Raw genomic sequence first — 14,993 nt, forward strand, 5'->3', positions numbered from 1 at the left:
GCAACGCAGAGTAGCAAGGCCCGATAGCACGGGTCCATTCCTTTCGCCGTGGCGGGCGCACCTGGGTGACCATGCCGGACATTGCATCCGCCCACCATCTCCAGCGGTGGACCACGCCAGACGCCGTGTCCACGAGGGTAGGCCCTCGCTCCTACAAGCGCTCGATGATGACGCTCCGGGTCTGGTCGTCGAAGCTCTGGGCGGCGAGGTTCGCGTCTGTCGTGAGGACGCGCGACCCGGTCGAGTATTGCAAGAACCAGTCGTAGAGCGTCACCTGGAAGCCGGGGGGGACGCGGACGGAGCTGACTCTCTGGTCCCAGTTGGCCCAGGGGCCGCCGAAAAAGACGGCGGAGCCGACGCCGTACATGAACGATTCGCCCGAGAAGTTGGCGTGCTCGTAGAAGGTGACGACGTCCAGCTGCGGGTCCGAGGCGTTCGAGACGACGATGCCCGAGAGCACGTCGTTGAAGCCCGCGGCCACGAGATCCGTGTCCGAGGTGAAGATGCGCACCTCGCCCCCGAAGTTGTGGTGGATGAAGGCCGTGACCCGGAGCCCGGCGGGGACCTTGATGGCGCTCGCGCGGTTGTCGCCGATGATCGTCGTGTTCAGGAGGTTGTGGTGGCCGATCCCGAAGCCCTGCGAGATGCCGGAGAAGTTCGAGAGATCGTGGAGCACGACCTGGTTGCTGGGGTGGACGGTGGGGCCGGCGGCGATCGTGGCGTCGATCCACGCCCGGTGGCGCGCCACGTCGACGCCGGTGACCGTCGCGTGCAGGTTCGTCCCGTTCTGTCCGTTCGTGGCCGAGAACACGGCGACCTGACGCCCGTCGACGAACCACGGGCCGCCGGAGTCGCCGCTCCAGCCCGCGCCCGTCACGCCGGTCGCCTTGAGCTCCTCGGCGGAGTGCCAGCCATCGATGTGGAGGGTCGCCTTCTTGAGCGACGGCGCCATCACCAGCGGCGTGCCCTCGCTTCCCCAGCCGTAGGCCGTCGCGTCGCTGCCGATCCAGGTCGACGTCGCCTCGGCGAGCTGGACGAACGGGCCATCGGCGTCCTCGGTCAGGTGGAGCAGCGCGATGTCGGCCACGGCCGAGGGCACCTCGACGGCGTCGACCGCGATGCGCTGGCCCGCGAGGTACGTGTTGCTGCCGACGCGCACGGCCGACGTCTCGCCCTCGTCCGCGATGCAGTGCTGCGCGGTGAGCACCCAGCGCGCCGCGACGAGGGTGCCTGTGCACTGATAGAAGTCGCCCGTGCTCCGCACGTCGAAGACCTGCACGGCCCAGGGGCTCGCCTCGGCGAGCTCGCCGCCGATGATCGCGGACGAATGCGACCCCAATGCATCGAGCGTCTCGTCGGACGCGCCTTCAATCGAGCAGCCCGTGGAGAGGCCGAGCGCGGCGCCCGCGCACACCGCGAGACCAAGCTGATGACCAAGTTCTCTCTTCTTCATTCTGCCTCCACATCATGATTCTGTTCAGACGGTCATTCGCGCCGACGGAGTCCGCCCCCGCCAGGAGCCAGTGCTCGTCAGCAAGCCGAAGCAAGCCGAGTGACGGGGCCTGTGATTGCGTCGTGCCGGGCTCGGCGACGGCATCTCCAAGCAGACCCATGGGGGCACCAGAAACCGGTGAAGGGACAGCCGGAGCGGCAGGCCCGGAGGCGGGCGTACGAAATCCGCCTGCGACGGCTCAAGAATCGCGCCCAGAGCATGCTGCGCTACCCGGAGCGGCGCCAGGCGGCGATCTGGAACGGCCGCGTTCGAGGCGTGGAACGAGGCGACATCCCGCCGCACCTCGCCCGCGCCGGCAGCCGCCAGCGACACGTCGACCCCCTCGGACGTCACCTCCGGCGGACGCGATCGATCAACACGTGGGGCAGTGCATGCCGACAGGATACGGGCGATTTCCCGCGGAGCGAACAGCAGGAAGGCGCGATCTCACGCCACCAGGATCTCCACGGCCACGAGCCGGTCCTCGCGTGTCCCGTCACCGGCCTGCTCGTGCGGGTTCCAGCCCCAGAACCACGCCGTCGGTCGCGGCTGGCTGAATGAGACGCCAAGATATGTGCTATCCTGATGTCTCATCATGGACGTTATCTTTCGACGCACCGGCGAGCGGCGGTACGCCGTCGTCGTGGAGGCCGCCGGCAAACAGCCCCAGGTGATGGATCCCGCGCCGGGGTTCGACGACCACATTCCGCACGACCTCGTCCACTACGTCGTGGAGGCCGAGCTCGGCTTGACGTCGGGCGTCTTCGGTCGTGCCGCGAGCGGCGGCGGCACCTTTATCTCGGCCGCGCTGGGCGGCAGCAGCCCGCGCGAACGGGCGCGCGAGCGGCGGAAGCAGCTGCGCCGGGAGACATCGCTTCGCAACGCGGACGAGGGCGGGCAGCACGACATGGTCACGTCGGAGCGCCTCGCCGGCGTCTGCGACCTGATCTGGAGGCGCCGCCAGGGGCAGCGCCCGGATGCCTCGCGGCCCGCGCCGCGCGAGTCGCTCTCGGGCGAAGATGCCCGGCGAGTCGATCGCGTCGTCGTCCGGCTCGAAGAGCTGGCGCGTTTGTGGAACCAGCTGCCGGTGGGCGGTGAGCTCGCCTTCACATGGCCGAGCGTCGTGCCGAGGGCTCCAGGCCGGCAAGACGAGCGCCGCGTCGTGTGATGTCGGTTCCGCGGAGCGCCCCGTTGGGCCACACCGGGGCCGCCCCCGGCGGCGAAACAGGCGGAAACCACGAAAATCACTGCCATCTCCGGCGACGGCTCGTCATCGACCGGTCTCTCTGGCGGGACTGCTCCGCGGCGCCGGACCGTCGCGATCGAATGCAAGCTTGGGCCGAGCGTCGAGCCCGCCGCCCGCGTCGATCGTCGCGCGCTGCGCGCGACGGCAGGCTGTTCCTCGGCGCGAGCGAGGTGTAGGGTGCCCCCTTGAAGGAACCTACACCATCGGGCCCCGATCTGCTTGACGTCCTCGAGGCGCGGTTCGGCTTCCGCGAGCTCCGCCCAGGCCAGCGCGCGGTCATGGATGCCTTGCTTTCGGGCCACAGCGCGCTCGCGGTCTTCCCGACGGGCGGCGGCAAGTCGCTCTGCTACCAGCTCCCCGCGCTCCTGCTCGACGGGGTCACGATCATCATCTCTCCGCTGATCGCGCTGATGAAGGATCAGATCGATTTCCTCCGCGCGCGCGGCATCGCCGCGGTCCGGCTCGACTCGTCGCTGTCAGCCGACGACGCGGCGGAGGCGCACAGGGATCTGCGCTCGGGCAAGACGAAGCTGCTCTATGTCGCCCCCGAGCGGTTCGTGAGCGAGCGGTTCATGGCGCTGCTGAAAGAGCTCAAGATCGCCCTCTTCGCGGTGGACGAGGCCCACTGCATCTCCGAGTGGGGACACAACTTCCGCCCCGACTACCTGAGGCTCGCGGACACCGCCCGGGCGCTCGGCGTGCCGCGCGTGCTCGCGCTGACGGCCACCGCGACGCCCGGGGTCGTGCGCGACGTCTGCGCCACATTCGGCATCCGCGAGGAGCACACGGTCATCACCGGCTTCTACCGACCGAACCTCGAGCTCCGCGCGACGGCGGTGAGCGCGCCCGCGCGCGACCGGGTCCTGATCGAGCGCCTGCGCTCCCGGCCGCCCGGCTCCAGCATCGTCTATGTCACGCTCCAGAAGACCGCCGAGCACGTGGCCGAGAAGCTCGCTGCTGCGGGGCTGCCGGCGCGCGCGTACCACGCCGGGATGGAGGCGGCGGAGCGCGCGCGGGTGCAGGACGACTGGATGCAGAGCGACCGCGGCATCGTGGTCGCCACCATTGCGTTCGGGATGGGGATCGACAAGCCCGACGTGCGTTATGTCGATCATTACAATCTTCCGAAGAGCCTTGAGAGTTATAGCCAGGAGATCGGCCGCGCCGGCAGGGATCAGGCGCACTCGGTGGTCGAGGTCTTCGTGTGCGGCGACGATCTGCCGGTCCTCGAGAACTTCGCCTACGGCGATACGCCGACCGAGGACGCGCTCCGCGGGGTGGTCGGCGCGGTGCTCGCCGCGCCCCAGGTGGAGCTCGGCCTGCACGCGCTGGGGACGCGCCACGACGTCCGGCCGCTCGTGCTCCGCACCGCGCTGACCTACCTCGAGCTGATGGGCGCGGTCCGGCAGCTCACGCCGTACTACGCCGGCTACGAGGTGCGGCTCCACCGCAGGCTCGAGGAGGTCATCGCGTCGGTGAAGGGCGAGCCGGCGCGGTTCCTCGAGGCGCTCTTCGGCCATGCGAAGAAGGGGCGGGTCCTGTACGCGGTCGACCCGGCCGCCGCCGCCGCCGCGCTGGAGCAGCCGCGCGAGCGGGTGGTGCGCGCGCTCGAGTACCTCGAGCGGCAGGGGCTCGCGGAGCTCAAGGCGTCGGACATCCGGCACCGCTTCGTGCGCGTCGCCTCGACGGACGACGCGGGCGCCCTCGTCGGCGAGCTCCTCGCGCGCTTCGCGAAGCGCGAAGAGGCCGAGATCGGGCGCGTGCGGCAGGTGATCGAGCTGCTCACCTCGGAGCGCTGTCACGCCGCCGCGCTCGCGGCGTACTTCGGCGAACGCCTCGACGCCGCGTGCGGGCGCTGCACCTTCTGCCGCACCGGCGTCGCCGTGACGCTGCCAGAGCCGGCGCACGCGCCGCCGATGCCGGTGGGGCTCGACGTCGCCGCGTTCACGGCGTTGCGCGCGGCGCACGCGGGCGCCCTGGGCCATCCTCGCCAGGCGGCGCGTTTCCTCTGCGGCCTCTCGAGCCCGGCGACCACGCAGGCCAAGCTCGCGCGCGATCCGCTCTTCGGCGCCCTCATCACACGCCGGTTCGCCGAGGTGCTCGACTGGTGCGCCGGGCTTCCCCGCCTCGCCGGCGCCGCAGCGGCGACCTGAGCAAGGGCGGCGCCCCCCTCCCGCAGCGCCGCCCTTCGGTCCAATGGTAGGTGCTCTAGGTGGATCTACCCATGGTGCTGGGCAGCATCGGGGCCTCGCAGCGCAGGACGCATGTTGGGCGGAGAGGAAGAAGGAAAGATTCACAGGGAGGCAGGGAGGCGGGGAGGCGAGAGATGGGGATCAGTCGTTCGAACCATCAGGCTCGACGCCGACGGTTTCGGGCGGCATCGATGCGGGGCAGCTGGAGCCCGGAACCGAGGTGACGGCGTGCACCGCGACGCAGGACCAACTCTGGTTGCGCGAATTGACCTCGCCGGGAACCGCCCTGCAAACGAGCGACCTGAAAGCAGTCGCCCCCAAGCGAGCTGGCTCGAAGGATGGTCCCCACCTCTCGCCTCTCCACCTTGGTCTGTATATATATATCTCCTCCCCGTCTCCCCGTGGACTCTCTCTTGCTCTGCCTCCCGTCCAACAGCCGCTGGTGCCGACCGTGCTTCGCGCGGCGGCACACCGGCAAGACAATCTGCTCGCGCACAACTGGCTCCGGTTACCGGGACGCTGCCAGCTGCTCGCGCACGACCGGATCCGGTTACCGGGAGGCTGCCGGCTGCCTCCGGACGACCGGATCCGGTCGCCAGGAAGCTGCCAGCCGCCTTGACGGCTGCCGTGGCGAGAGCCGGCCCGTGCGGCCGGACCCCGGCACGCCCTACTGCCCGCCGGGGACGCAGATCGCCGTCGCCGAGCCCGCGCCCATGCACGAGAAGCCCGCCGCGCAGTCGGTGTTCGCCGCGCAGGGGAAGGCGCACTTGCCCACGGCCATGTTGCACTTGTGCGTGCCGCAGACCACGTCGCTCGTACACGGGAGCGCGAGCGGGCCCGGCTGCCCCGTCGTCGCCGGAGCGGTCGTGCCCGGCTGCTGGTACTGGCCGGGCTGCTGATACCCCGGCTGCTGGTACTGCCCCGGTTGCTGGTACTGCCCAGGCTGCTGGTACTGGCCGGGCTGCTGATACCCCGGCTGCTGGTACTGCCCCGGCTGCTGGTACCCCGGCTGCTGGTTGTAGGCGTTGTACTGCGGATCCGACGGATCCTCGGCGTCTCGGCCCCGGCTGCACGCGGAGGTCAGGAGCCCGAGGCCTCCGAGGGCAAGGACGACCGAGGCGGCCGAGCGCGCGCTGGTGAACCACATGGATCGCTTCATCAAGGTCTCCTCGAGGTGCGGGCTCTCCCCGCGTGAGCGACGGGCCGGTGACGGCCCGCCGCTGAGATCTGAGCCCCGGCCCCCGGAGGAGGAACCGCAGACCCTTCGCCGGCGAGCGCCGCGCCGCGGGCCCGCTGGACACGAGCGTACCCCCGGTCGGCGGCCGCGCGCCCATCAAAAAGGACGCGCCACCGCGCGCTCACCGCGCCGCAGCCTCCTTGCAGCAACGAAACCCTTGCTCGTAGCCGTAGTCCTCTTCCTTGTGGAACCCCACCGTGGGGCGGCAGCGGCCGCGCATGGGGCCCCACCAGCCGCCCTTCAGCCCGCTCCGCTCCGGCGACTTGCGGCCCGGCCGCATGACCCACTCGTTGATGTTGCCGTTGAGATCGTAGGCGCCGAACGGCGACACACACGCCGGCATCGAGCCCGCAGGCACGCGCTGATCGAGCCGCTCGAGCTCCGCCTTGCACTTGGGGTGCCGCATGCACCGCTCGTAGTGGTAGAGCGTCACCTCGCGCTGGCGAAAGGGCCGGTCGATGTTGCACTTGGTCGCGTCGCGGGCGAAGCCGTACGTGTACGGGAGCATCTCCTCGCCCTCGCAGGCGAAGTTGAACTCGTCCTCCGTGCAGAGGCGCTTGCCGACGCCCTCGCACGCCTTGACGGCCTGGCGCCACGAGACGAGCAGCGCCGGGAGCTCGCCCTTCCTGTTGGGCCACTCGTAGCGGTCGACGCAGAACCGCATCGGCGCGCGCTTCTTCGAGAGGCACTCGCTCGGCTGCCTGTACTCGAGGCACCGCTCGCTGACGCTGGTCGGGCCCTCGGCCTCTTTGTAGGCCGTCGCCCGTCGCGCCTGGTCCTTCTCGTACTCCTTGTGGTGCTTCAGGCAGATCTGCTCGACCACGGGGCAGTAGTCGCCCTCGACGAGGACCATGTCGTCCGGGCACCCCTCGGAGCTGCCGGGCAGCCCCGCGTCCGGAGCGCCGCCGTCGACGGCCTCCGCCGCGGCGTCGGGCGAGCCGCCATCGACGGCCTCCGCCGCGGCGTCCGGCGCTGCCGCGGCGTACGACATCGCTGCCCCGGCGTCCGGCGGCTCCGCCGGGGTGTAGGCAAGCTCCGCCGCAGCATACGGCGGCTCCGCCGGGGTGTACGACAGCTCCGCCGCGGCGTCCGACGGCTCCGCCACAGCGGCGTCGGGCGGCGCCGGCTCGGCATCCGCAGCTGCACCGGCGCGCTCGGGCCCTCCGGAGGCCACGGCGTCGATCCCCGCGGGCGGCGGGCTGTCGCAGGCGAGGATCGCGGCCGTGAGGCCGCAGAGGAAGGCGAGGCTGACCGCGCAGGGCCCGCGTGAGGCCCTGCGCCGTCGAGGTGGCGCGGCCGGCGGCGCGGCGCGGCGAGGGCGCCGGCTCATCGGCCGGGGGCGGGGATGACCTTGAGCGGCACCCGGGTCCCGCCGCGATCCACCTCGATCTCGACCTCGCGGCCCGGCTCGAGATCGCCGAGCGCGAACATGAAGTCGTGGATGTTGGTAACGGCGTGGGCGCCGATGCGCACGATCACGTCCCCCGCCTGCATGCCAGCGCGGGAGGCCGGCGCGTCGGGCCGCACGCCCGTGAGCTTCACGCCGGGCCCCTGGTACGCATAGTCCGGCATCGTGCCGAGCGACGCGCGGAAGCCGCCGCGCATGCTGCGGTGGGGGTCGGCGGGCGCGTCGGTGAAGGCGAGCCGCGCGTCGCGCCCCGACAGGGCGAGCGCCATCCGCGCCGCGAGCACCGAGCAGCGCGAGACGCCCGCGGCGTTGATCTTGTCCGCCGTGTCGCTCGGCCGGTGGTAGTCCTCGTGGACGCCCGTGAACAGGAAGGCGATCGGGACGCGCGACGCCGTGAACGACGCGTGATCGCTCGCGCCGAAGCCCTCGACGCCGAACTGGAGCGTGAGGCCGAGCCCGCGGGCGGCGTCGTCCACGATCGCCTTCCAGTCGGGCGAGGTCCCCAGGCCGTCGACGAGGAGCTTGCCGTCCCGCATCCGGCCGACCATGTCGGCGTTGATCATGGCCACGACCGGCTTCATCGCCGCGAGCGGCGCCGGCGGGTGATCGACGAAGTGGCGCGAGCCGATGGTGCCGAGCTCCTCGGCGCCGAACGCGATGAACAGGAGGTTCCGCGCCGGCCGCTCGGGGAGCGAGGCGAACCGCCGCGCCACCTCCAGGAGCATCGCCGTCCCCGAGGCGTTGTCGTCGGCGCCCGGGTGGACCGCATGCACGCCGGGCGCGCGCGAGAACGACGTGCCCCCGTAGCCGAGGTGATCGTAGTGCGCGCCGACGACGACGTACTCACCGGCGTGCGGCGAGCCGTCCCGCGCCGGGAGCAGGCCGATCACGTTCGACGCCGGCGCCATCCGCGCGGTGACCTTGGTCGTGATCTCGACGGTGGTGCCGCCGAGCGGCTTCGGCGCGGCGGCCTTGGTCGCGGCCGGCTTCACGGCCGCAGGCTTCGCCGCGGCCGGCTTCGCGTCCGCCGGCTTCGCGGGCGGCGCGAGCCCGGCCGCGGGGAAGAGCGCGCGGGCCGCGGAGCGCGTGATCACCACGGCCGGGATGCCCATGCTCGCCGCGTCGTCCGACACCCGCGGGAGCTCGTCGCCCGCCGCGACCAGGATCACCCCGGCGGCCTTGTGCTCGCGGGCGGTGCGGAGCTTGTAGCGGACGCTGCCGAAGTCGCGGAGCGCGTCCGCCGGCCGTGGAGCATGGTGATGAGGATCGGCGGTCGCAGCGCCGCCGGGCGCGCCGGCCTGCGCCGCTCCACCCGGGCCGCCGTCCAGCGTGGGCACGCCGTCGAGCACGATCGCGATCTTCCCCTCGATATCCCGGCCGGCGTAGTCGTCCCAGGACAGCGCCGGCGCGGTCACTCCGTGGCCGACGAGCACCGCGGCCCCCGACACCGTGCCGCTCGCGCTCCCGTCGGCCGTGACCAGCTTGCCGGCCTCGACGCTCTGCTTCCGGCCCGCGCGCTGCACCGCGAGCGCCGCGGGCGCGACGTCGGCGCCGACCCGCGCGTCGAACACCTGCCGGTACGCCTTCGCGTCGCTCCCCGGCCCGCCCAGCGGCGAGAGCTTGAGCTCTGCGAACCGGCGCGCGATGAACTCGGCCGCGAGATCGGCGCCGGGCTCGCCGGTCCCGCGCCCCGCGAGCTCGGGCGACGCGAGGTACGCGACGTCCGCCGCGATCCGCGCCTCCGCGGCGGGATCGACCTCCATCGAGGCCGGCGCGGCGGGCGCCGGCGCGGCAGGCGTCGAGGCCGGCGGCGCGTCAGGCTGGCGGGGCGGCGCGGCCGGCGGAGCGCACGCCGCGACCGCGGCGAGCAGGCCGGCGGCGAGGCCGCGGCGGAGACCCCATGCGCGGGGCGACAGCGGGGCCGCGACGCGCCCGGCGATCACCACGGCGACGCCTTCTGCGCCGCGCGGACCAGCTCGAGCGCGCGGCGGCCGATGTATTCCTCCACGTCGGCGGGCGCGATGTGGCGGTCCTTCGCGAAGTCGAACTCGCGCGGCTTGCCGTCGCCGAACGTCACCCGGACGATCGCGGACTCCCGCAGGAGCTCGAGGGAGAGGCTGAAATCGCCGAGCGCGAGCCGGTGCTTGTCCTGCTCCTGGGCGAACACGATGGGCTGCCCCTTCTCCTGCAGCCTCTCGTGCGCGAACTTCAGCGACTCGGCCCCCTGCGACACGGCCGACTCCGCGGCCGCGAGCGCCTCGGCGACCCGCTTCTTGTGCCGCGCGAGCTCTTCCGCCTCGCGCTCCGCCTTCGATTTCACGGCTTCGATGAGCTCATCACGCCAGGTCGCCACAGTGCACCTCGGCGCGAACACTCTTCCGAAACGTGCGTTTTGTCCAGCCCGACACGCGCCGGTCACCCGACCACCCCGGCCAGCCCGACGCGCGCCGGAGACGGAAATGGCCGCGCTGCCAGCACAAAAACAGGAAGCCCGGGAGCTCCGGAGAGGACGACCTCCTCCTCGAGCGCTCCCGGGCTGCCTGCCCCTGGATCGTGCGCCGCGGCTTCCTGCGCGGGCCGATCCGCGCCGCGCGCCGGCCGCGCCGGACAGCGCGCCGCTACGGCGTGTCGGCGCCCCCGGCCTTCGCCGGGGCGAACTTGCTCAGGTCCTCGGCCACGGTGGCCTTCGGGTTCATGAGCTCGTGGAACGCGCGCTTCGCGAGCGCGCCCGTCTCGCCCTGCTCGTGCCGCAGGGCCATGAGCACGCCCTTCTCCTTCATGAACTTGAGCGTGTCGATCGCGCTCTTCTTCTTCGCGCCGTCGCCGCTCTTGGCCTCCTGGTAGAGCCGGTAGCGCAGCACGACGCGGGTCTCCGAGTGCGGGCCGTTGTCGTACTTCAGGTTGTCGAACTGGGCCTGGAGCCGCTGCCGCGCCCACTCCTGCGGCGCGTCGGCGACCTTCACCCGCGTGATCGCCTCGGCGTTCGCGACGTACCGGTAGAGGTTGCCGCGCTTGAAGTCCTCGTCCGACCAGTAGCCGAAGGCGCGGTAGTAGTGGTCCTTCAGGTCGTCGAGCGCCGACTTGTCGAAGTCGGCGTACATCGCGACCGTCCGCGCCGCGGTGTCGCTCGTGCCGCCGAGGATGAGCGCGAGCGCCGCCGCGTTCCGGACCTCGACGTCCTTGAGCTTCTCGAACAGCTGCCCCTGCACCGCCTCGTCGAAGCCGCCGATGCCGATGGCGCGCGCGATGGCCATGCGCACCCCGGGGTCGACGTCGGCCGTGAGGAGCGTGACGAGCTCGGCGGCCGCGCCGGGCACCGGCCGGAGCGCGAGCGACGACGCGTAGCAGGCGCCGATGAGCTGCTTGCGCGGCTCCTTCTTGCTCGCGAACTCCTTCGCCTTCTTCGCCACCTCGATCATCGTCTTGTCGTCGGCGCACCAGGCGATCGACTCGCAGGCGGCCTGGCGGGCCTCCTCGTGCCACAGCTCGTCCTCGATGAGCTTCGTCAGCTTCTCCACCGCGCGCGGATCACCCCACTCGGCGAGCCCCTGCGACGCGCCGTAGGCGACCGCGCGGAGCGCCATCCCCAGCATCGAGAGTCCCGCGCCCTGGAGCCCGTCCTGGGTGATGTCCATCTTCGGGTCCTTCTTCCGGCTGAGCTGCTCGAGCAGCCGCGGGTAGGAGGGCTCGTCCTTCATGCGCCCGATGTACCGGAGCGCGCTCTGCGCGGTCTCGAAGGCCGTGGGGAACGGCGGCAGCTGCCCCTCCTTGGGGAGCGGATCCGTCGGGAAGGCCCAGTCGCGCATGTCCTTCAGGATCTTCTCGGAGCGGACCGTGGCGAGGAAGCGCAGGCCGTTCGCGTGCGGCTGCGGGCGGTCCTTGAGCCACAGGATGACCGGGGCCTCGGCCGCGGCCTTGAGCTCGGCGGCCTTGTCCGCGTGGATCGTGGCGAGATCGGCGAGCATGCGGGCGCCGACGACGCGCGGCAGATCGGTGCGCGACAGGTGCCCGCCCTCGTCCGCCTCCCAGAACTTCTCGAGCTTGTAGAGCTTGAGCGGGTCGGCCAGCAGCCGCTCGCCGAGGAACTTGGCGGCGCGGATGTCGCCGACCTCGGCGAGCCGCGTCCCCGCCTCGCCCTGCCAGTGCAGCGGCGGCTTCCTGGCCTCGATCCACTTCACGAGCGGGTCGGCCGACCGCGGGTCGGCGAGCTCGCGCAGCATCTCCATGATCTGCTTCGTCTGGAACCAGGTCGTCTCCTCGGGGTCCTGCTTCACGCTGTCGAGGGCGAGGACGAGCCCCTCGCCGCCGATGCCGTCGCGCAGCGCCTCGAGGAAGCGCTGGCGGCTGGCCTTGTCGGCGTTCGCGAGGGCCTCGAGGAGCGGGGCGCGCGCCGTCTCGTCGCCGATCCTCCCGAGGCCGTTCGCGGCCTCGCGCGCGACCTCGACGTCCTTGTCCTTCACGAGCGTGATGAGCGCGCTCGTCCACTTGGGCTCGGCGTTGCGCGACAGGACCGTCGCGACCAGCTGCCGCACCGACGAGCTCTCGTCGGTCGCGAGCTTCGAGAGCTCCTCGAGCGACACGAGGCCGGCGAGCTTCTCGGGGTCGAAGGCGATGCCGCCGCCGAGCCGCTCGACCTTCGAGAGGAACCCCTTCCTGTACTGGTCCATCGCGTCCTTGAACGCGGCCGGCTCCTTGAGCTCGACGAGGGCCCAGACGAGCTGGGGCCGGTCGCTCTCGTCCGCGACCTTGAGCGCCTCGAGCAGCGCGTGCTTGGCGCCGTCGGCCTTGGGCGAGCCGTAGTACGCGAGCACCTGCGCGGCGACGCCCTTCACGCGGTGGTCCGGGAGCGCGAGCGCGTTCTGCGCGTGCGTGACGCCCTCGGGGTCGTCGGCCCACGCGAGCTGCATGAGGGCCTCCTGCTGGAGCGACAGCTCGGAGCTCGCGGCGGCCCACTTGCGCCACAGGGGCAGCTGGTCCTGCTTGGGCAGGACGAAGATGTTCTTCTTCTCCTTGGAGACGGCGTCGACCGTCATCTTCTGGCTGTCCTGCTTGACGCCGAACCAGATGGCGCCCGCGGCGCCGAGCGCGACGAGGAGGCCGACCACGATCGACACGGGGCTGAAGCGCCCGCGCTTGAAGTTGCCGTCGTCCGCGAAGCCGCCGCCCGCGGGCGCCGGCGGGGCGCCGGGCAGATCGTTGTCATCGGGGGGCCACTTGGCCGCCCGCTTGGCCGGAAGGGGCCCCGGCGGCGGGCGCCGTCCGCGCGGCCCCGCGGGATTCTCTCGTGAAAGATTCGGACGATCGAGCATGGTTCCTCCAGCGCGCGGGCGACGACGTGACCCGAACGGCGGTGGCATCGCGCGGCGTGCCGCGCTGCGCCCCCGACCCCTCCCGGCGGCGGCGGCGTCGCGCGGCGTGCCGCGCTGGGCCTCCGACCCCGGGCCAGGCGGCGAAGCGCCCGGCCGGTCGAGGCGCCGGACCGTACCAGAGCCGCTCGGACGTAGGCCCAAAGATTTGCTATGAAGCCCAGGGCCCGTATGGCCGAACCCCACCCCGATTCCGGCAAGATTCTCTATCCTGCAGTCGCGTTGCTCATCGCCCTGAGCGCGCTGATTGGTCTTGTGATCCTGCCGCGCCTCGCGCCGGGGGCCTCGGGCATGGTCGGCGCGGAGGCCCCCGACGTGACGCTGCCGGTCGCGGCCAACGGCGAGCCCGGCGCGCGCATGCAGATCGCCGAGCTGAAGGGCCAGCCGGTGATCCTGGACTTCTGGGCGACGTGGTGCGGTCCCTGCGCGGTCCAGGCGCCGATCCTCGACCGGATCGCGCGCCGCTACGAGAAGAAGGGGCTCGTGGTGCTCGGCATCAACGTGGACGACCCGCCCCAGGTGGCCAGCCAGTACGCGCTCAAGAAGGGCCTCTCGTATCCGATCCTGATCGACGACGCGAAGGAGGCCTCGGCCCACTACGGGGTGGACAAGCTGCCGAGCCTCGTGGTGATCGACCGGCAGGGGAAGGTCGCGGCCTACCTGACGGGCGTCGTCGACGAGGCGAGCCTCTCCGAGATCATCGAGGCGGCCCTCTGATCTCGCTCGACGTGCCCCGCTCGCTCCACGTGCCTCTCTAGCTCGACGTGCCCCGCTCGCTCCACGTGCCTCTCTAGCTCGACGTGCCCCGCTCGCTCCACGTGCCTCCTCCCTCCCGTCCCTTGCACCTCGTGCTGGCGGCGCTCGCCGCCGCCGCGCCCGCCTGCTCCCGCGGCGACGCCGATCGCGGCCGCGACGCCGGCGCGCCGCCTCCGGCCAGCGCCTCCGCGCCGCCTTCGGGCCCGGCGGCCTCCGCCCCGGAGGGGCCGGCCCCTCGGGCCCCTGGCGAGCCCGATGCGGCCGGCAGCGACGCTGGCGCGCCCGATGCGGCCGGCGGCGACGCTGGCGCGCCCGGGGCGGTCGGGGATCCGATGGCGACCCACTACGAGGCGCGCGAGGATCTGGTGCGGCTCTTCTCGCTGAAGGAGTTCTCGGAGCGAGAGCGGAAGCTCAAGAACCCCGAGCTCTTCCTGGAGAAGAACTTCGGCGGCGGCTCGCCTGCCCGGCTCAACCAGGGCAACAAGGAGCTCGCGCGGCACACGCGCTCGAAGGAGCAGTGCCTGGAGGGCCTCCGGGGCGTCGTCCTCCAGACGGAGGAGCAGCGCGCCCGCTGCGGCGGCCACGAGAACATGGTGCCCGTCTTCAAGCACGCGCGCGGGAAGCCGGCGCCGGCCGGGTTCTGCATCGACATCTTCGAGTTCCCCAACAAGCCGTGCGAGCTGCCGATGGTCTGGGCGAGCCCGACGCAGGCGGCGGCCGTGTGCAGCCTGCAGGGCAAGCGCCTCTGCACCGAGGACGAGTGGAGCCTCGCGTGCCGCGGCGATCCCGAGGGCGGCAAGCCAAGGACGTACGCTTACGGCGACGAGCTCGATCTCGCCATCTGCCACACGCAGACGCCGCACCGAGACATCGACGGCAGGCCGTGCGACGGCGACACCGCGCGCTCCGCCTACCAGACCTGCGCGACCGACACCGAGCCCGCGGGGTCCTACCCCGCGTGCCGCTCGCGGTTCGGGGTGTTCGATCAGCACGGCAACGTGGCCGAGATCATGACCCGCCGCGACCGCGACGACGGCAAGCTGTACAGCCAGCTCAAGGGGAGCGCCTGGTTCTACGTCGAGGTCGCCCGCGAGCACGACGCCCCGAGGCCGAAGGGCCGGGAGACCTACCCCGACCACTGCGCCTACAGCCCGCGCTGGCACGTCGAGCCGATGGAGGACGCGTGGCACGCGAACTACCACCTCGGGCTGAGGTGCTGTAAGACGATCCGCTGACATGGCACGCCCCGCGCGCGCGGCTGGCTCGCGCCCGCGTGCCGCCGCCGCGATCTTCCAC

General features: G+C 72.1%; 11 protein-coding genes. 4 read left to right on the top strand and 7 right to left on the bottom strand.

Features of this window, described 5'->3' with window-relative positions; all coding sequences use genetic code 11:
- Positions 1–151 precede the first annotated feature (151 nt).
- On the bottom strand, positions 152–1,453 hold the full coding sequence (locus ACSRUE_RS02820) for a trypsin-like serine protease (protein WP_441289665.1): 1,302 nt from the start codon (positions 1,451–1,453) through the stop codon (positions 152–154).
- Positions 1,454–1,939: 486 nt separating this feature from the next.
- A complete protein-coding gene (locus ACSRUE_RS02825) occupies positions 1,940–2,089 on the bottom strand; it encodes a hypothetical protein (protein WP_441289666.1) in 150 nt (49 codons plus the stop codon).
- On the opposite strand from ACSRUE_RS02825, the gene ACSRUE_RS02830 reads away from it, so the two are divergent.
- Both ACSRUE_RS02830 and ACSRUE_RS02835 read left to right on the top strand, forming a co-directional pair.
- Positions 2,088–2,660 (top strand): hypothetical protein, encoded by a 573-nt coding sequence (locus ACSRUE_RS02830; protein ID WP_441289667.1) that lies wholly within the window; start codon positions 2,088–2,090, stop codon positions 2,658–2,660. The genes ACSRUE_RS02825 and ACSRUE_RS02830 overlap by 2 nt on opposite strands.
- Before the next feature lie 263 nt (positions 2,661–2,923).
- On the top strand, positions 2,924–4,891 hold the full coding sequence (locus tag ACSRUE_RS02835) for a RecQ family ATP-dependent DNA helicase (RefSeq protein WP_441289668.1): 1,968 nt from the start codon (positions 2,924–2,926) through the stop codon (positions 4,889–4,891).
- A 706-nt stretch (positions 4,892–5,597) separates the two neighbouring features.
- Here the strand turns inward: ACSRUE_RS02835 and ACSRUE_RS02840 are convergent.
- From ACSRUE_RS02840 to ACSRUE_RS02860, 5 genes are all read right to left on the bottom strand, one after another.
- A complete protein-coding gene (locus ACSRUE_RS02840; RefSeq protein ID WP_441289669.1) occupies positions 5,598–6,089 on the bottom strand; it encodes a hypothetical protein in 492 nt (163 codons plus the stop codon).
- Between the two features lie 199 nt (positions 6,090–6,288).
- Positions 6,289–7,341, bottom strand: coding sequence for a formylglycine-generating enzyme family protein (locus tag ACSRUE_RS02845; protein WP_441289670.1), 1,053 nt, complete (start codon positions 7,339–7,341; stop codon positions 6,289–6,291).
- A gap of 152 nt (positions 7,342–7,493) precedes the next feature.
- Positions 7,494–9,521: a M20/M25/M40 family metallo-hydrolase gene (locus ACSRUE_RS02850; RefSeq protein ID WP_441289671.1), complete on the bottom strand. Its 2,028-nt coding sequence runs from the start codon at positions 9,519–9,521 to the stop codon at positions 7,494–7,496.
- A complete protein-coding gene (locus tag ACSRUE_RS02855; protein ID WP_437762547.1) occupies positions 9,515–9,895 on the bottom strand; it encodes a hypothetical protein in 381 nt (126 codons plus the stop codon). Before ACSRUE_RS02855 ends, ACSRUE_RS02850 begins: the two co-directional genes overlap by 7 nt.
- A gap of 298 nt (positions 9,896–10,193) precedes the next feature.
- A complete protein-coding gene (locus ACSRUE_RS02860) occupies positions 10,194–12,884 on the bottom strand; it encodes a HEAT repeat domain-containing protein (RefSeq protein WP_441289672.1) in 2,691 nt (896 codons plus the stop codon).
- A gap of 228 nt (positions 12,885–13,112) precedes the next feature.
- On the opposite strand from ACSRUE_RS02860, the gene ACSRUE_RS02865 reads away from it, so the two are divergent.
- Both ACSRUE_RS02865 and ACSRUE_RS02870 read left to right on the top strand, forming a co-directional pair.
- A complete protein-coding gene (locus ACSRUE_RS02865; RefSeq protein ID WP_441289673.1) occupies positions 13,113–13,658 on the top strand; it encodes a TlpA family protein disulfide reductase in 546 nt (181 codons plus the stop codon).
- A gap of 83 nt (positions 13,659–13,741) precedes the next feature.
- Positions 13,742–14,932 (top strand): SUMF1/EgtB/PvdO family nonheme iron enzyme, encoded by a 1,191-nt coding sequence (locus tag ACSRUE_RS02870; RefSeq protein WP_441289674.1) that lies wholly within the window; start codon positions 13,742–13,744, stop codon positions 14,930–14,932.
- The last annotated feature ends 61 nt before the right edge of the window (positions 14,933–14,993 follow it).

It is taken from the genome of Sorangium sp. KYC3313 (assembly GCF_052075895.1).
GTDB classification, from domain to species: domain Bacteria; phylum Myxococcota_A; class Polyangia; order Polyangiales; family Polyangiaceae; genus Sorangium; species Sorangium cellulosum_B.